The 17,868-nt window shown below is 58.7% G+C and carries 11 protein-coding genes; 4 read left to right on the top strand and 7 right to left on the bottom strand.

Annotation, left to right across the window (positions count from 1 at the left end):
* Window positions 1–73: 73 nt before the first annotated feature.
* From GGD46_RS19400 to GGD46_RS19365, 7 genes are all read right to left on the bottom strand, one after another.
* A complete protein-coding gene (locus GGD46_RS19400) occupies window positions 74–2,449 on the bottom strand; it encodes a phosphoketolase (protein ID WP_184706875.1) in 2,376 nt (791 codons plus the stop codon).
* A gap of 19 nt (window positions 2,450–2,468) precedes the next feature.
* Window positions 2,469–3,641: an acetate/propionate family kinase gene (locus GGD46_RS19395; protein WP_184706873.1), complete on the bottom strand. Its 1,173-nt coding sequence runs from the start codon at window positions 3,639–3,641 to the stop codon at window positions 2,469–2,471.
* Window positions 3,642–3,870: 229 nt separating this feature from the next.
* Entirely contained in the window at window positions 3,871–4,983 is a 1,113-nt protein-coding gene (locus GGD46_RS19390) for an ABC transporter permease (RefSeq protein ID WP_184706872.1), read from the bottom strand.
* Window position 4,984: 1 nt separating this feature from the next.
* Window positions 4,985–7,759 (bottom strand): ribosome-associated ATPase/putative transporter RbbA, encoded by a 2,775-nt coding sequence (rbbA, locus tag GGD46_RS19385; protein WP_184706870.1) that lies wholly within the window; start codon window positions 7,757–7,759, stop codon window positions 4,985–4,987.
* An 11-nt stretch (window positions 7,760–7,770) separates the two neighbouring features.
* Window positions 7,771–8,838, bottom strand: a complete 1,068-nt coding sequence (locus GGD46_RS19380; protein WP_184706868.1) for an HlyD family secretion protein — start codon at window positions 8,836–8,838, stop codon at window positions 7,771–7,773.
* 1,147 nt (window positions 8,839–9,985) lie between these two features.
* Window positions 9,986–10,900 (bottom strand): dihydrodipicolinate synthase family protein, encoded by a 915-nt coding sequence (locus GGD46_RS19370; protein WP_184706864.1) that lies wholly within the window; start codon window positions 10,898–10,900, stop codon window positions 9,986–9,988.
* Between the two features lie 89 nt (window positions 10,901–10,989).
* Window positions 10,990–11,703, bottom strand: coding sequence for a FadR/GntR family transcriptional regulator (locus GGD46_RS19365; RefSeq protein ID WP_184706863.1), 714 nt, complete (start codon window positions 11,701–11,703; stop codon window positions 10,990–10,992).
* 212 nt (window positions 11,704–11,915) lie between these two features.
* On the opposite strand from GGD46_RS19365, the gene GGD46_RS19360 reads away from it, so the two are divergent.
* The 4 genes from GGD46_RS19360 (at window position 11,916) to GGD46_RS19345 (ending at window position 17,795) form a co-directional block, all read left to right on the top strand.
* Window positions 11,916–13,862 (top strand): ABC transporter substrate-binding protein, encoded by a 1,947-nt coding sequence (locus GGD46_RS19360; protein WP_184706861.1) that lies wholly within the window; start codon window positions 11,916–11,918, stop codon window positions 13,860–13,862.
* Between the two features lie 86 nt (window positions 13,863–13,948).
* Window positions 13,949–14,935, top strand: coding sequence for an ABC transporter permease (locus GGD46_RS19355; protein WP_184706859.1), 987 nt, complete (start codon window positions 13,949–13,951; stop codon window positions 14,933–14,935).
* 9 nt (window positions 14,936–14,944) lie between these two features.
* Window positions 14,945–16,066 (top strand): ABC transporter permease, encoded by a 1,122-nt coding sequence (locus GGD46_RS19350; protein WP_184706858.1) that lies wholly within the window; start codon window positions 14,945–14,947, stop codon window positions 16,064–16,066.
* Window positions 16,067–16,073: 7 nt separating this feature from the next.
* Entirely contained in the window at window positions 16,074–17,795 is a 1,722-nt protein-coding gene (locus GGD46_RS19345; protein WP_184706856.1) for an ABC transporter ATP-binding protein, read from the top strand.
* Window positions 17,796–17,868 lie beyond the last annotated feature (73 nt).

The raw sequence follows: 17,868 nt of genomic DNA, 5'->3' as shown, positions 1-17,868 counted from the left end.
CAGAGCGACCACCTAACGACGAGTTCTGCTACTGCTTAGCGGTCAGTCGCCATCAGATAGGCAACTGCAAGCGTCACCGCCTCCAGCGCCAATCCTTGACCTCCGGCATATCCTCGCCATGCTGCCTGACATAAGCGTGATGTTCTACGAGCTTCGCCTCCAGGGCCTCCACGACGTCAGGCACTTTCTCCGCAAGACCTGGGACACGGCTGATTGCTTCGAGCGCCAGATGATAGCGATCGAGCTCGTTCAGAACCGTCATGTCGAATGGGGTAGTCGTCGTACCCTCCTCGATAAAGCCGCGAACATGGATGTTCTGGTGGTTGGTGCGTCTGTAGGTCAGCCGGTGGATGAGGTAGGGATAACCGTGATAGGCGAAGATCACCGGCTTGTCCGTCGTGAAAATCCGATCGAATTCATGATGGTCGAGCCCATGCGGATGCTGCTCGGGATCCTGCAAGGCAAGAAGATCGACGACATTGACCGTGCGGATCTTCAGGTCGGGGATTGCAGCATGCAGCAGCATGACGGCGGCCAGCGTCTCCATGGTCGGAACGTCACCGGCGCAGGCCATAATGACGTCGGGTGCGATCGTATTGTCCTCATAGCTTGCCCAGTCCCAGATGCCAGCACCCGCTTTGCAGTGGGCGATTGCTTCATCCATCGTGAGCCATTGCGATTCCGGTTGCTTGCCCGCCACGATGACGTTGATCCGGTCGTAGGTTTGAAGGCAATGGTCTCCGACCCAGAGCAGCGTGTTGGCATCCGGCGGGAGATAGATGCGGACAATATCGGCCCGCTTGTTGGCGACAAGATCGACGAAGCCGGGGTCCTGATGGGAAAAGCCGTTATGGTCCTGCCGCCAGACATGCGAGGTCAGCAGATAGTTCAGCGATGAGATTGGCTTGCGCCATTCGAGTTCACGGCTGACTTTCAGCCACTTGGCATGCTGGTTGAACATGGAATCGACGATGTGGATGAAGGCCTCGTAGCACGAGAACAATCCATGCCGCCCAGTCAGCAGATAGCCTTCCAGCCAGCCTTGGCAAAGATGCTCGCTCAAGACCTCCATCACCCGGCCATCGCGTGCCAAGTGGACATCGTAGTCCTCGATATGTTCCATCCAGACCCGGTCGGTCACCTCGAAGACGCTGCCGAGACGGTTCGATTCCGTCTCGTCCGGGCCGAAGATGCGGAAGTTCTTCTCGTCGGCATTAAGTTTCAGCGTGTCCCGGAGATAATGCCCCAGGATCTCCGTCGATTGCACCTGCTTGCTGCCGCGGTCATCGATCTCGATCGCGTAATCCCCGATCGGCGGGACCCGAAGCTCCTTGCGCAGAAGGCCTCCATTGGCATGGGGATTGGCGCCCATGCGCCTTGCGCCGCGGGGCGCGAGCGCCTTCAACTCCGCCTTGAGCTTGCCCTGCTGGTCGAAGAGGTCTTCGGGATCATAGCTTCGCATCCAATCTTCGAGGATTTTTCTGTGGCCATCGTCTTCCCGGCAATTGGACACCGGCACCTGATGGGCTCGCCAAAATCCCTCGACTTTCTTGCCGTCCACCTCCTTCGGCCCCGTCCACCCCTTGGGGCTGCGAAGCACGATCATCGGCCAACGGGGGCACGCCGCAGGCGCATTGCCTTCCCGTACCGCGCTCTGGATCGAGCGAATGCGATCGAAAACCTGTTCAAAGGTTGCGGCCATCTGCCGGTGCATGCTTGCCGGCTCGTGGCCTTCGACGAAAAATGGCTCGTAGCCGTAACCTTCGAATAGATGCCTGAGATCCTCGTCGCTCGTGCGTCCGAGAATAGTGGGGTTGGCGATCTTGTAACCATTGAGATGCAGGATTGGCAGCACCGCACCGTCCCGGGCGGGATTGAGGAACTTGTTCGAATGCCAACTTGCGGCCAGGGGACCGGTTTCAGCCTCGCCATCTCCGACGACACATGCGACGATCAGTTCGGGATTGTCGAAAGCTGCACCGAACGCATGGACGAGAGCATAGCCAAGCTCCCCGCCCTCATGAATGGAACCCGGGGTCTCAGGCGCAGCGTGACTCGGAATACCGCCGGGGAAGGAAAACTGCTTGAACAGACGCTGCAGCCCGTCGGCAGTCTCGGGAACCTCGGGATAGATCTCGCTGTAAATACCTTCGAGATAGGTGTTGGCCACCATACCGGGACCACCATGACCCGGTCCGCACATATAGATGATATCGAGATCGCGTGCCGTGATGATGCGGTTGAGGTGGGCATAGATGAAGTTCAGTCCCGGCGTCGTTCCCCAATGTCCGAGCAGTCGCGGCTTGATGTGCTCAGCCTTCAAAGGTTCGCGCAAAAGCGGATTGTTCATCAGATAGATCTGCCCAACCGACAGATAGTTTGCCGCCCGCCAATAGCGGTCGATCAGGGACAGTTCCTCGGGCGAAAGCGGTGCGGCGACTGCGGTCATGTTCGTCTCCTCGTTTTCGTCACGCAATGAGCCCTATCGTCTCATCGGCGATCACTTGTTCCTCGTCGGTTGGAATCACGAATAGCTTGACGGCGCTGGAGGTTGCGTTGATCGAGATCAAATTGCGCTCATTTGCGTCTCCGTCGATCTCAATACCTAACCATTGCAACCTTTGCGCAACGCGGGCTCTAATCTCCGGCTGGTTTTCGCCGATGCCCGCGGTGAAGACGATCGCATCGAGGCCGCCGACCGTAGAGCACATTCGGCCGATCTCCCCGGCAATGCGCAGACAGAACAGATCGATGGCCTCGGCGGCTTCCGGACGCTTGTCCTGCAAAAGAACGCGCGTATCACCGCTGATGCCGGAAACGCCCAGCAGCCCGCATTCATGGTAGAGGAAGTCCTCGATTTTCTCAGGCTGATGCAGGCCGCTTCGCATCAGATAAAGCAGGGCACCGGGATCGAACCATCCCGGGCGCGTTGCCATCGGAATGCCGTCAAGCGCTGAAAACCCCATGCTTGTGTCGCAACTGATCCCGTTTTCCATGGCGCAGAGGCTGGCGCCACTGCCGAGATGACATGCAATGACCTTGCCTCGTGCCACCGTCGGATCGATCTCATTGAGCTTCGAGGCGATGTATTTGTAGGACAGCCCGTGAAAACCGTACCGGCGCACGCCGTCATCGTGCAACGCCCTCGGGATCGCAAGCCGCCTGACAATATCTGCTTGAGAAGAATGAAAGGCAGTATCGAAGGATGCGGTTTGCCGAATGTCGGGGCGAAGTTTTCGAAGCGAGCGAATGACGCGCAGCGCCTGCGGCTGGTGCAAGGGCGCGAGCGGGACAAGGCCCTCCACGCGTTCGATATTGGCATCGTCAAGCAATACCGGCCCTTGAAACTGCAGACCGCCATGAACGATGCGGTGGGATGCCGCAAGCAGGGTACCGGGGAGATGGCCAAGGATGTGATCGAGGGTCTCGCTGACGACGGAGACGAAATTCTCTGCGTTATCTCCTGTAAGCGTCTTTTCGTATCGATCGTCTCTGATCGAGTAGGCGAGCGTCAACGGCGTCTTATCGAAGTCGATCTTTCCGCGCCCGATATTCCTGGCATGGCGGCCTGTCTGTTCGAAGACCCCGATCTTCAGGGTCGAGGATCCGGCATTGAATGTCAGCAGGACGTCGTCGGTCATGATAAGCCTCGGATCAGAGGGTACTGCCACCCCAAGTTAGGGCATTTGCGCACGGAAGCAATCAAGCAAGCAGGCCCGTGCGACGCTATATCGCAACTGATAGTTGTCAGTCTTGTGACAGAACTAACGAGCTGTGCCTTGGTGGTACAGGCGAAAAATCATTCGCATTTCAGCAGTCTTGCAGCTCTGGACAGATACGACGGACTGCCGCAACAGCATCACCGTACGATTATCTCAGGAACTTCCTGAACCTTCCTAGAGCCAAGAAAAACAAAACCCCGCCGATAGCAAGCAAGGATAAAAGCTGCGGCCAGACGACATCTATACCAGCGCCTCGAAAGAGCACGGCTTGCGCCAGAATGACAAAATGAGTGTTCGGCGCAAGAAGCATGATGTTCTGAATGATATCGGGCATGCTTTCGCGCGGTGTCATGGCACCGGACAGGACTTGCAGCGGCAAGAGCACCAGAATCAGGAGCAAGCCGAATTGCGGCATCGAGCCCGCGACGGTAGCCAGAAATATTCCCATTGCCGTCGTTGCAAAAAGCTGGAGCGCTGTTCCAAGCAGAAACAGCGCCATCGAGCCTTCGATAGGTACACCAAGCAGACCCTTGACCACGACGAAGACAGAGAAAGCGGTGGCAACCAGGACCACGAGCCCCATCGACCAGATCTTGCTCAGCATGATCTCCAGCGGGGTTACGGGCATGACGAGCAAATGCTCGATCGTGCCATGCTCCTTTTCGCGAATGAGGGCGGCACCCGTCAAGACGATTGAAAGCATCGTGATCGAGGTGATGATGTTGTTGATCGAGCCGAACCAGGATTTGTTGAGCTGCGCATTGAATCTGGCCCGCAAGGTCAGCTCCACCGGCACGTTACTGGCAGCGCGATAGCGCTTCATGAACTCGTCGACCTCGCTTGTGACGATGGTCTGGATATAGCCGCTCCCGGAGAAAGCCTGGCTCATGCGGGTGGCGTCGACATTAAGCTGGATGGCCGGTTGTTGCCCCGCCATGACCTTGCGTTGGAAGTCTGGGGGGATGTTGAGCGCAAAGGTATCGAGGCCCGCATCCATTCGCTGATCCATCTCTGCGATGGAAATCTGCTTTGGCGGCACGAAATACGGCGGGTAGAACGCCGTGCTGATACGGCCCGACAGCGGCGACTGATCCTCGTCGACGATGGCGACAGCCGCGTTGTTCAACGTTTCCGGCAAGGCGCTGGAGCCGGTGTAGATCTGCAGCGTGAATGCATAGACGACGAGCAGGACGAGCATCGGATCGCGGGCCAGACCACGCAACTCCTTGATCCCTAGCTGCAGGATATTGGACAATGCCATGTCAACCCTCCTGCTTCTTGATAAGCAGCGTGCCCAGGATCGAGAGGATCGGGATCGCAATCAATAGCGGAATAAAGGAGCCGTAGAGGCCTGCGAAGTCGAGCGCCTTGGAGAAGGTGCCGCGAGAAATCGTCATGAAATAGGTTGCCGGATAGAGCTTGCCAATCAATGCACCTGCGCCCTGCAATGACGAAACCGGGTCGATCATGCCGGAATATTGCGTCGCAGGTATCAGGGTCAGTAGCGCAGTGCCAAAAATGGCCGCGATCTGGCTTTTCATGAAGGACGAGATGACGATGCCGATCGAAGTCGCGATGATGACATAGAGCAGCGCCGCCGTCAGATAGGTCAGATAGCTGCCGGTAAAGGGGACGCTGAAAACCAGGGTGGCAAAGGCTGTCAGCAGAACAAAGTTCAATACTCCCAGCGCGATATAAGGCAATTGCTTGCCGATGAGAAACTCCAGCTTGCTGACGGGCGTGACGTATAGGTTGATGATCGAGCCAAGTTCCTTCTCGCGCACGACACTCAAGGCTGCAAGCATTGCCGGGATGAGCATCAGCAGCAGCGGGATGACTGCAGGGACCATTGCCACCAGGCTTTTGACGTCCGGATTATAGCGAAAGCGCGTTTCGATCGTGAACGCGCCTTGCGTGGCTGCTGATCCATAGAGCTCCTTTGCCTTGCGTGCCAACCAGCTGGCGTGCATGCCCTGAACATAACCCCTGACCGTTTCGGCCCGTTGCGGCATGGCTCCATCGATCCATGCGCCGATCTCGACATTGTCGCCGCGCAACACGTTTCGTCCGAAGCTTGGCGGTATCTCGATGGCAAGACTGAGTTCGCCGTCGCGCATGCGGCGATCCATGTCGGCATAGTCCTTGATCGGTGCCTTTTCGATGAAGTATCGCGAGCCGGCAATATCGAGCACGTAGTCGCGGCTGATGGTCGAATCGTCGCGGTCGAGCACGGCGAAGGTCAGATCCTCGACATCGAGGTTGATGCCATAGCCGATCACGAACATCAGGATAACGCTCCCGAGAACGGCAAGCGTGCCGCGAATGGGATCGCGCTGCAGCTCCAGCGCTTCACGGCGCGTATAGCTGAACATCCGCCTAAAATCGAAGAGTCGTCGGCGGGCCGGCGTTGTGGGTGGCTCGTGAGCGTTTGCCATCACGACAGCCTTGGCTTCTTCGCCTCGAACGATACCCGAGGCTTCCTCAAGATAAGCAATGAAAGCATCTTCCAGCGTCGCCGCGTCGCGGCTGCGGGCGATGGCCGCCGGTGTGTCGCTAATCAGCACCTTGCCCGCGTGCATCAGCGAAATTCGATCGCAACGCTCGGCCTCGTTCATGAAATGGGTCGAGATGAAGATCGTCACATCGTCCTTGCGCGAGAGGTCCACGAGGATCTGCCAGAAAGCATCGCGCGCAACCGGGTCGACACCCGAGGTCGGCTCGTCAAGAATGAGAATGTCCGGCGCGTGAATCATTGCAACCGCAAGCGACAGCCGCTGGCGGATGCCGAGCGGCAGTGCGTCCGGCAGCGCATCCATCACATTGCCCAGCCCGAAGCGATCGGTCATTTCGGCGATGCGTGCGGGGATCCGCTCTTCGGGCAATCTGAAAAGACGGGCATGAAGATCGAGGTTCTGCCGGACTGTCAGTTCGCCATAAAGTGAGAAGGCCTGGCTCATATAGCCGACCCGGCGCCTGACCGCCATGTCGCTGGCGTCGACCTTGCGGCCGAAAAGCTTAGCTTCGCCTTCGCTCGCGGCAAGCAGGCCCGTCAGCATCTTCATCGTCGTGGTTTTGCCGCAACCATTCGAGCCGAGAAAGCCGAATATCTCGCCCTTGGGGATCTGAAAGCTGACATTGTCGACGGCGGTGAAATCGCCGAAGCGCATGCTGAGGTGACTGGCCTCGATGGCGTAGACACCCTCAGCCGCCTTCGGACGTGGCGGAATAATGATGTCGTGGTGGTCACGCCGATCGGCCTCCGGAAGTAGAGCGATGAATGCAGCATCGAGATCGCTGGTCTGCGTGCGTTCAAGAAGTTGCTGCGGAGTACCGGTATCAAGGACCTTGCCGGCATTCATCGCGATCAGCCAGTCGAACCCGGCCGCCTCCTCCATATAGGCGGTCGCGACGATGACGCTCATACCGGGCCGGCTTGTCCGAATGCTGCCGATCAGCTCCCAGAATTGCCGGCGCGATAGCGGGTCGACGCCAGTGGTCGGCTCGTCGAGAATAAGCAGGTCAGGATCGTGGATGAGAGCGCAACACAATCCGAGTTTCTGTTTCATGCCACCCGACAGTTTCGCCGCCGGACGCTGCGCAAACGGTCCGAGACCGGTGCTGTCGAGCAACTCGGCGATCCTGGCTTTCCGCTCTTCCTTGTCCTGCCCGAAGAGGCGCCCGAAGAAATCGACATTCTCGAAGACGGAAAGGGTTGGATAGAGATTCTTGCCAAGCCCCTGCGGCATGTAGGCAATCCGTGGGCAAGTCCGGTCGCGATGTCGGGCATCGCCCATGTCTCCGCCGAATACCTCTACGCGTCCCGTCTGCACGGCGCGGGCACCTGAAATCAGTGACAATAGGCTGGATTTCCCGACACCATCGGGGCCGATCAAGCCAGTCATCCGCCCCGATGGAATATCAAGCGCGATGTTGTCCAGCCCGATCGCATTTTTGTAGACGAGCCTGACATCGGTCAGCCTGGCAACCGCGACGTCGCTTTTGTCGTCCTTCAATGTCTGTTCGACGGCTTCGACCATGTCGTCAACCGCTACTTGACGAGCTTGCGTTCGAGATTGTCAGGCCATTGCGCCTGCGGATCGAGGCGAACATAGGCCATGCCAGGCAGCCCCGTTTTGACATATTGGATGTACTTCTTCAGAAGCTCCTGAGGGATCTGGGCGCGAACGCGGAAGGTGAGTTTCTGCCGTTCCTCCTCGGTTTCGACGGTTTTTGGCGTGAATTGCGCAACGTCCGCAACGAACGAGACCTTGGCGGGGATCGTATATTGCGGCGCCGCATCGAGCACCAGACGAACGTCCGATCCGATCGAGGTCCGGCCCGCCTGTTCCGTCGGCAGGAAAAAAGTCATGTAGACATCGCCGAGGTCGACGAGATTCAACACTCGGCCGCCAGCTGCAAGCACTTCACCCGGCTGGGCAATGCGATATTGTATCCGGCCATCCCTCGGAGCCTTGAGCGTGCTGTCGGATATATCCGTTTCTATGCTCTCGATCTCGGCCTTTGCCGCATCGACCGCCGCTTCTGCATCCACCACTTGCGCCTTGGCAGCGTTGATGGCGGCATCTGACGCCGCAAGAGCTGCCTGTGCCGAGGCAAGCGTCGCCTTGGCTGACTGCTCGTTCGCCTCACTGTCGTCGACGATTTGCTGCGAGACCGTGTTGCTGCTCAGCAGCTGTCTGTTGCGGGCATTCGTCTTGCTTGCGGAATCGAGCTGGGCCTTGCGCTGTTCGATGACAGCCATAGCCGAGGTCTTCTCCGCCAGTCGTTGGGCAACAAGGCTATTCGCCGTATCGATCGAGATCTGCGCGCGACGAAGCTGCGCTTCTGCCTGGCGCTTTCGGGCACTGAGTTGAGCCGTATCCATTTGAGCAAGCGTCTGGCCGGCGGTGACGAAATCGCCCTCGCGGACCAGCAAATCCTGCAATCGCCCGGCAGTCTTGGTGGAAATGTCAATTTCGACGGCTTCGATGCGACCATTGCTTGCGGCAAAGCCGGCGGGAAGGCTGGGGGCATGGATCTTCGTCCATGCGTAGTAGCCAGCCACGGCAATGATAATGATTGCGCCCGCAAGCCAGGTCTTTCGTGAAACAGCCATTGCACTCTCCATAACCATCGGCCCGCACGCTCTTGGGCCACGCACTCAAAAAACTTTAAGCTCTCAACTGCCCACCGCATGCCAGACCATCCGGTCGGTATTTCGAAACGGTTTCATCTCAAGCGACTCTATGGTCGGGCTACGGCTTCACCGAGCTTATCTTGAACGCAAAAAATGCAATCCATGAGCGCGGCCATACCAGGCAGATCGACAACGAATACGGGAGGCGCGTTCGTTAAGAGCGAGCCATACGCAACCTTGCAGGCTACATCGGTGATCGCAGTTTCCTCAAGCTTCGTCGCCGTGAAGCCGGCGGCGATGATGTCAATGATGCCAGCAACCGCGAAGGCAATGGCATCAATTCTGCGCGCCGATAAAGCGCCGCTATCATGGGGGAGCCTCATCTGTTCGAACCGCGCCGGAGCGGCTTATCAGAATGCGACGGTAGCAAGGAGAGTTGTAGTTTTCAATGCTTCAAACAATTCAAGCGAGTTTCGTATTTCGGATTCGATGTGGTCGGTTGTAGCCCTCTGGCAAAGAGCATTGAAAAGCGGGAAGTCGCAAGAGTGGTCACCAGCGGCGAAGGGTCGCGGCTTATGCGATCGGCAACACGGGATGTGAAAGAGGAAGTGACTGGGTCGGGCCAATCGACCGGAAGCTGCAGCTTTTGCCAAGTCGCCAATGCTTTTGAGTGCCGATGGAAATCGCCACCGTGACCGGACGCCAGATATTCCTTTTCGAGGTTTTCGACGCCATTGGTTTGCGTAAACCGGCCAAATTTGTGGCGTCATCACCGAATCGCTTCATGAGAGACGACGTGACGCGGTCGGTCTGCATGCTTCGGTATGTCCTGGTCTAACGACAATCAGTATGAGAACCACAACGTGAGAGTATAGTCTCGATGGCGGAGCAATGCGCTGCGGCAGGTGATCTACGCTTCGGTCTGGGCGGCCGAAGTCCATTCCTACTGGCGCCTTAGGCTCACCGCAGAGCCATGCTCCGCGATAAGCTCATGGTTACGGAATACCATTCTCGCAATCCAATTGCGGGTGCCGGTGCATAAGCCTTCGATGCCTTGCCCCCAGATTGACGACAGCCTCAATCACGAGTGGCGGCACATTTGCGTGGGAATCGAATGTGCTCAGCCTTAGAAGGCGTCGCCGGTTTCCCGCCAGCTGCGAAGCAAGGCATGTAACTCTTCACGATCCTTCCGGTCGAGCTGCGGCAGCCCTGGAACTCGAACCGGGCCGACATCCAGACCAGAATAGCGGACCGCTTCCTTGACGACCGTGACATTAGCGCCGTTACGGAACTTGGTGCGCATGCGCTCGAAAGGTTCAAGCTTGGCCACGAAGGCACGCGCAGCGGCAAAATCGCCTCTGGCCAGGGCAGCATGAACGGCAAGTGACAGCTTTGGCGCCACATTGACCAGTCCGGAAGTGAAACCACGCGCGCCTGCTGCAGCGAAAGTCGGCGCCCAGCTTTCGGCCAAGCCGCAAACGAACAGCGCGCCATTTGGATCGGAAGCGGCAATCGACCGTGTCAGCAGCATCAGATCGGTTGTCGCAAACTTGATGCCGACGATATTTCCGTGTCCAGCCAGCCGAACCATATCGTCGACGCTGAACCCTTCGGCACGGACGTAAGCAACGAGCGGCAGAGGCGAAGCCTCCGCCAAATCCCGGAAGTAATCGATCTGTGCCGCCGGTGCGGCAAACGGATCCACCGGTTGATGCGACATGAGGGCCGAAGCGCCCATCGACGCGGCGTCCTTCGCCATTCGGATGGCTTCGCGCAGCGAGCGGCCAATCGCCGCCGTGACTGGCGCCTTGCCGTCCACGCCGGCGACTGCAGCTTCGTGGACACGGCGGATTTCGTCCGGCGTCAACGCATAGAATTCACCGGTATTGCCGGCTGCAACGATGTTATGGATACCGGCAGCCGCGACGCGCTGGTAAACCCGAGCCGTTACCCGTGCTTCCACCTCGCCGCCGGCATCATAGGCCGTGACGGGAACGCCGGATACGCCAGCCAACGCGTGCCGCATGATTTCTACGCTCATCTTCCTACCCTTACCCTTCTTGCCCGCTGAGACGGACACGAACATACTTCAAGACGTGCCTCGCCTCTTCCCGCGTGTCCTCAAACTCCCTAAACGCCCTGGAACATGCGGGCGCGCGCATTCAATATGTGGCGTTTCATGGCATCGTGCGCTTCAGTCTCCTGACGCGCAAAGATCGCCTCCACGATCACGGCATGTTCGTCCTGGACGCTGCGGATCTGTTCGGGCGTCCGCTTGAGGCTGAGACTTCGCGTGACGGAGTGGCCAATGGCGAAATGCGGCCTGAATAACTCGCGGGCAGAGACATGAAATTGATTGCCGGTCGCGATGGCAATCGCATCATGCAGTTCCTGATCTTCCTCGGCGCCAAGCCTGCCTTCGCGCAGACATTGTTCAATCTTTTGCAGCGCAGCCGAAATCCGTTCCTTGTCGGCGGGCTGCCAGTTGCGGGCAGCAAGCTCCGCCGCTTCAGCTTCAAGCCCGGCGCGAAATTCGAAGAAGCGCTGGACGTCGGCGAGCGATCCGACCGGCACCATTTTGAGGACTGACGAATCCGGCTTCTGGCGAACATAAGAGCCAGACCCCTTGCGGGAAACGATCAAACCGTCGGCACGCAGCCGTTCCAGTGCATCGCGGACCACAGGCCGTGACGCACCAAACATTTCTGCGAGCCTGGCTTCCGCCGGCAGGCGTTCGTTGACCGGGAATTTCCCCTCCGCAATCATGCCGACGATCCGCTCATAGATGATGTCGCCGAAGCGCGTCGCGCCCGTAATGGGTTCGTTGGCGACAGAGAGTTTCATCATCATCCTTCTTGAATGCCGACCAGCGACAGCCATAGCGCATTTCCTGCGCGACAGGGCTACTAAATCTGTAAAAATCTGTCAACTCTTGTAATTATCTGAGAACAGCATATGGTCTCGACGCTGCGCCAGAGGGGTGCATCGCGGCAGGTCGGGAGCTTGTCGCATCGGTTGAGGCAAAGCCCGGCCGAGGTAAAAATGGGAGGGATTCGATGCGCGATGAAATATTGTCCCGCGGCGTCAGCAGACGTGCCGTCCTCAACGGCATGGCAGGAATGGCAGCGCTGTCTCTAGCCGGCCGCGTCAGCGCCGCCGATGCGGGCGGCGAAGCACCCGCGCTGGCTCAGCTCGTCAAGGACGGCAAACTGCCGCCGCTGGCAGACCGGTTGCCGAAAAAGCCGATGGTCCTCCCCCCTTATGAGAAGGTCGGGACCTATGGCGGCACCCTACGACGAGGCCTGCGGGGCTCCTCCGACCATAACGGCATTCTGCGCATGGTGGGCAATCAGAGCCTGGTGCGCTGGAACCTCGAATTCACTCAGGTCCTGCCGAACCTTGCTGAGCGTTGGGATGTCAATGCCGACGCCACGCAATTCACCTTCTACCTCATTCAGGGCGCGCGTTGGTCTGATGGGCATCCATTCACGGCCGACGACGTGGTCTTTGCCATCGAGGACTGCGTCAAGAACACCGATCTCTATAGCGCAACACCGGCGCAATTGACCGTCGCCGGCAAGGCTGTCGATGTCGCGAAAATCGACGACTATACGGTGAAGTTCAGCTTTACCGCACCGAACGCGCTTTATCTGGAAAATCTCGCAACCCCGCTCGGTCAGCATCCGACGCTGTTTCCAAAGCACTACTGCAGCCAGTTTCTGCCAAAATACAATCCGAACGTCGCCGAGGATGCCAAGAAGGCCGGCGTCAGCAACTGGCCCGAACTCTTCCGCGCCCGCTGCGGCGATATCGAAATTCCTTCACGCTGGGGAAACCCGGCCAAGCCGACGCTCGACCCCTGGGTCATCAAAGAGCCCTATAGCGGCGGCGCCACCCGCGTCGTCATGACCCGTAACCCATATTTCTGGCAGGTCGATACTGCGGGCAATCAACTCCCCTATGTCGACGAGATCAACTTCGGCATATCACAGGATGTGGAATCGCTGATGCTGAATGTGATCTCGGGCAAGATCGATATTCAGGAGCGCCACATCAGTGTGCTCGCGAACAAGCCGACGCTCTCGCAAAACATGAAGAAGGGCGACTATCGCCTTCTCACTCTTATTCCTTCCAGCTCGCAGCAATGCCAAATCTACTTCAACATCACCCATAAAGATCCGGCCATGCGCAAGATGTTTGCCGACAAGTCTGTCCGGCAGGCGCTGTCGCTCGGCGTCAATCGGCAGGAAATCATCGACATCGTCTACTTTGGCCAAAGCCAGCCGTATCAGGCCGGACCGCGACCGGAGCATCCCTGGTACAACAAGAAATACGCGCGTCAATTCACCAATTACGATCCGGACAAGGCCGGCGCGATGCTCGATCAGGCCGGCTACGGTAAAAAGGACGCAAACGGTTTCCGCCTGCGGCCGGACGGCCAGAAAATGTTCTTCACGATCGACGTCATTCCGACCCTCTATCCCGATCTGGTCGATGCTTTGGAACTGGTCAAGGCACATTGGGCGCAGATCGGCGTCGACATGAAGGTCAATACGATCGAGCGTGCCCTTTATTATACCCGTGGTGACGACAATGCGCACGACGCACAGGTTTGGCCCGGACCAGGCGGTCTCGACCCTATGCTCGATCCGCGCGATTTCTTCGCCTTTCATCCGCAGGGTTCGCGCTACGCAATCCCATGGTCGGTCTGGTACACCTCGAACGGCAAACAGGGCGAGGAGCCGCCGGAAAGCCAGAAGAAGCGCATGAGGCTTTTCGACGAGGCGCGTTCAACGGCCGATCTCGAAAAGCGCGGTGCCGTGATGAAGCAGATCTTCGACATCGCCGCCGAAGAGTTTGAAACTGTTGGGCTTTGCCTTGCGGTCGGCGGTTTCGGCATCATCCGCAACAATCTGCACAATGTTCCCGAAAAACAGCCGGACAGCTGGTCCTGGCCGAATCCGGGACCCGCCATGCCGCAGCAGTTCTTCTTCACCAGCTGATCACACCGATCAAGCGCCGTCCTCCATGGGCGGCGCTCTCCTTCATGCGGAGCTGCCCGTGGCAGCGCTTACTGCGAGAAATAGCCATGCTGGTCTTCATCGGTAAACGCCTCTTATGGATGATCCCATCCCTCTTCGCTATCAGCTTCCTCGCCTTCGTGCTGATCCAGCTACCGCCGGGCGATTATGTCACGACCTATATCGCCACGCTCGCCTCGTCGAATGAGGTGGTCGATCAGAATACGGCTGCGCAGCTGCGCGAGCGTTTCGGCCTCGATCAGCCGATGCTCATCCAATATCTGAAGTGGATGTGGGGCATTCTTTCGCGCGGGGATTTCGGCATCTCATTTGAGTGGCAGCAGCCAGTCTCGGGCCTCATCTGGGAACGCATGGCGCTGACGCTTATTCTGGCGCTGGCAGCCCTGATCGCCACCTGGGCCATCGCCTTGCCGATCGGCGTCTATTCCGCCGTGAAGAAATACTCGATCGGCGATTATTTCTTTACCGCCTTCACCTTTCTTGGCCTCGCAATCCCCTCCTTCCTGCTGGCACTGGTGCTGATGTATGTCGCCGCCGTCGAGTTCGGCCAGGATGTCGGCGGTCTCTTCTCCTCCGAGTTCGAGACTGCGCCCTGGAGCATCGCCAAAATGCTGAACCTCCTGTCGCATCTCTGGCTTCCCGTTATCATTCTCGCGGTGTCCTCGACCGCCAGCCTGATCCGCGTCATGCGCGCCAATATGCTCGACGAGCTGCCAAAACCCTATGTGACGACTGCGCGGGCAAAGGGTCTCTCGGAGTTTCGGCTTCTGGTCAAATACCCGCTGCGCATCGCGCTCAATCCCTTCATTTCGACGATCGCCTGGCTGTTGCCCAATCTCATTTCGGGTTCCGTCGTCGTCGCCATCGTTCTCAATCTGCCGACGGCGGCGCCATTGCTGCTTCAGGCCCTGATGGCGCAGGACATGTATCTTGCCGGCGCCTTCGTGCTTCTGATCTGCGCGCTGACGCTGATCGGGTCACTCATCAGTGACATTCTGCTTGCCCTCGTCGATCCTCGCATTCGGTTGGAATAGGAGCAGCCCATGGCCGATATTGCCGTTACAAATCTCCGTCCCGACCGAAACGCCGTGGCATCGCAATGGCAGCTGATCTGGTGGGCATTCCGCCGTCACAAGCTTGCCATGGTCGCCCTCGTCGTTACCGTGCTGATGTATATCGTTGCGATCGTGCCGGGCTTCTTTGCGATCAACGATTCCAATCAGCAAAACGCACGCGCAACCTTCCACCCGCCGCAGCGGGTGCATTTCATCGACACGGACAATGGCTTTTCCTTCGGGCTGCACTACTACCCGCTGAAACTGACAAGAGACCCGGAAACGCTTGCTGCCATTTTCAAGGAAGACACCACGAAGCCGGTCTCCATCAGGCTGTTCGGGCGCGGCTACGACTATTCCGTGCTCGGCCTTTTCACGACCAACATCCATCTTCTTGCATCCTCGGATAAATCGACGCCACTCTTGCTGTTCGGTGCGGATCGGCTCGGCCGCGACGTCTTCAGCCGCACGGTCCAGGGCGCGCAGATTTCGTTATCGATCGGGCTCGTCGGCGTGTTCTTCTCGCTGGTGCTCGGCATCGTTCTTGGAGGAATTTCAGGCTATTACGGCGGCAAGCTCGATTTCTTCATCCAACGCTTGATCGACTTCGTACTGTCGCTGCCCACCATTCCGATCTGGCTCGCCATGGCGGCGGCTCTGCCGCAGGGTTGGCCGGCAGCGCTGCAATATATGATGATCACCATCATCCTGTCTCTGACCGGCTGGGCGCAGCTTGCCCGCGTCGTGCGCGGCCGTTTCCTGTCATTGCGCACCGAGGAATTCGTGGCTGCAGCAAGACTGGACGGCGCCAGCGAAGGGCGCATCATCTTCCGCCATATGCTGCCAAGTTTTGCCAGCCACATCATCGCCTCGATCACGCTTGCGGTCCCAGCGATGATCCTCGCCGAAACGTCCCTCTCCTTCCTAGGCCTTGGCCTGCAGCCGCCGACCATCTCCTGGGGGGTTCTACTGCGCGAGGCGCAGAACATCCGCTCGATCGCAACGGCGCCGTGGCTGTTCCTGCCCGGTGTTGCCGTTGTCATTGCCGTCATGGCGCTCAACCTTCTTGGCGATGGCCTGCGCGATGCGGCCGATCCCTACAACAAATGAGGCGGGCATGACCGACATTGTTTCCGTGAACACCGCTCGCCCATTGCTGCAGGTCAAAAACCTGACCGTCGACTTTCCGCTGCGAACCGGCACGTTTCGCGCAGTCGACAATCTATCCTTTGCCATAGAACCGGGAAAAACGCTCTGCGTCGTTGGGGAAAGCGGCTCGGGGAAATCCGTGACGGCCCGCTCGATCCTGCAGATTGTCGATGCGCCCGGCCGCATCACCGCCGGCTCCATCATCCTGAATGGCGCAAACAGCAATTCCGTCGATCTCGTCAAGCTCAATCCGCGCGGGCGACAGATCAGGTCGATCCGCGGGCGTGACATCGCCATGATCTTTCAGGAGCCGATGGCCTCGCTGTCGCCGGTCCACACGGTCGGCGACCAGATCATGGAAGCGCTGCGCCTCCACACGAAAATGAGTAAGGCCGAAGCACGCGCCGAGACGATCTCCCTGTTGAAACAGGTGGAGATCCCCTCCCCGGAAAAGGCGATCGACCGCTACGCTTTTCAATATTCGGGTGGCATGCGCCAGCGTGCCATGATCGCTATGGCGCTTGCCTGCAAACCGCAGCTTCTGATCGCCGACGAGCCGACGACGGCACTCGATGTAACGACGCAGGCCGAGATCCTCGACCTCATCGCCCGGCTGCAAAAAGCCAATGGCATGGCGGTCCTGTTTATCACGCATGACATGGGCGTCGTCGCTCAGATCGCCGACGACGTGCTCGTCATGCACAATGGCGTGGTCAAGGAATATGGTCCGGTCGAGCAGATCTTCCATGCGCCGAAGGACGATTATACGCGCATGCTGATCGGCTCGGTGCTGAAGCTCGAGCGGAAGGCCGAAATCCGACTGGCACGCCCGCCGCTCGACAGAGCCGCGGCGCCGATCCTCGAATTGCGCAACGTGTCGATGGCCTTCGGCGAAGTCCGCGCTCTCAATGATGTCTCGATCTCGCTTTCGCCGCGCGAAACGCTCGGGATCGTCGGCGAGAGCGGATCAGGCAAGACGACGATGGGTCGTTCGATCATGCGTCTTATCGACCCAACTGCCGGGGAAATCCTTTATCGTGGCTCCGATGGCGGCGTCACCGATTTGGCAAGCGCGAAAGGGACAACTCTTGCGGCCGCCCGCCGCGAACTGCGCATGGTGTTTCAGGATCCCTTCGGCTCCCTTAATCCGCGCATGACCGTCTCACAGATCATCGGTGAGCCGTTGCTCGTCAACGGCATCGCCAAGGGCCGGGCACTCGATGAACGCGTTTGCCATCTGATGGAGCAAGTCGGGCTCGATCCAAGGTCGCGTGAGCGCTATCCACATGCCTTCTCCGGCGGTCAGCGCCAGCGCATCGGTATTGCCCGCGCCATAACCCTCAATCCACGCGTGATCGTCGCCGACGAGGCGACGTCGGCTCTTGATGTTTCCGTACGCTCCCAGGTACTTGATCTATTGATGCGCCTGCAGGACGAACTCGGCCTCGCCTATATCTTCATCAGCCACGATATCGGCGTCATCCGTTACATGTGCGACCGGGTCGGCGTCATGTACAAGGGCCGCCTTGTCGAGGTTGGCGATGCCGACAAGGTCTGCAACGCACCCGAACATGCCTATACGCAAGCGCTGATCTCAGCCATCCCGCGCCCCGATCCGCGTGATCGGGACCGCTCGCGGCGCTTCCGCTATGTCGAGCCTGAGACCGTCAAAAACGGGAGCGCCGCCTGATGGCTTGCATCCTCACGGCCCCAGCAATCACGTGCCGCCGCTTTGGCTCGCCTTGGCAAATGTTTTCCCATCT

The organism is Martinezella lusitana, assembly GCF_014207095.1.
GTDB lineage: Bacteria > Pseudomonadota > Alphaproteobacteria > Rhizobiales > Rhizobiaceae > Rhizobium > Rhizobium lusitanum_B.
Note: the sequence above shows the minus strand (reverse complement) of the source record. Positions and strands in the feature narration are given on the sequence as shown.

Coding starts and splice junctions, on each gene's coding strand:
- GGD46_RS19400 (WP_184706875.1), bottom strand. CDS start 2,449: ATGACCGCAGTCGCCGCACCGCTTTCGCCCGAGGAACTGTCCCTGATC.
- GGD46_RS19395 (WP_184706873.1), bottom strand. CDS start 3,641: ATGACCGACGACGTCCTGCTGACATTCAATGCCGGATCCTCGACCCTG.
- GGD46_RS19390 (WP_184706872.1), bottom strand. CDS start 4,983: ATGGCATTGTCCAATATCCTGCAGCTAGGGATCAAGGAGTTGCGTGGT.
- rbbA (WP_184706870.1), bottom strand. CDS start 7,759: ATGGTCGAAGCCGTCGAACAGACATTGAAGGACGACAAAAGCGACGTC.
- GGD46_RS19380 (WP_184706868.1), bottom strand. CDS start 8,838: ATGGCTGTTTCACGAAAGACCTGGCTTGCGGGCGCAATCATTATCATT.
- GGD46_RS19370 (WP_184706864.1), bottom strand. CDS start 10,900: ATGAGCGTAGAAATCATGCGGCACGCGTTGGCTGGCGTATCCGGCGTT.
- GGD46_RS19365 (WP_184706863.1), bottom strand. CDS start 11,703: ATGAAACTCTCTGTCGCCAACGAACCCATTACGGGCGCGACGCGCTTC.
- GGD46_RS19360 (WP_184706861.1), top strand. CDS start 11,916: ATGCGCGATGAAATATTGTCCCGCGGCGTCAGCAGACGTGCCGTCCTC.
- GGD46_RS19355 (WP_184706859.1), top strand. CDS start 13,949: ATGCTGGTCTTCATCGGTAAACGCCTCTTATGGATGATCCCATCCCTC.
- GGD46_RS19350 (WP_184706858.1), top strand. CDS start 14,945: ATGGCCGATATTGCCGTTACAAATCTCCGTCCCGACCGAAACGCCGTG.
- GGD46_RS19345 (WP_184706856.1), top strand. CDS start 16,074: ATGACCGACATTGTTTCCGTGAACACCGCTCGCCCATTGCTGCAGGTC.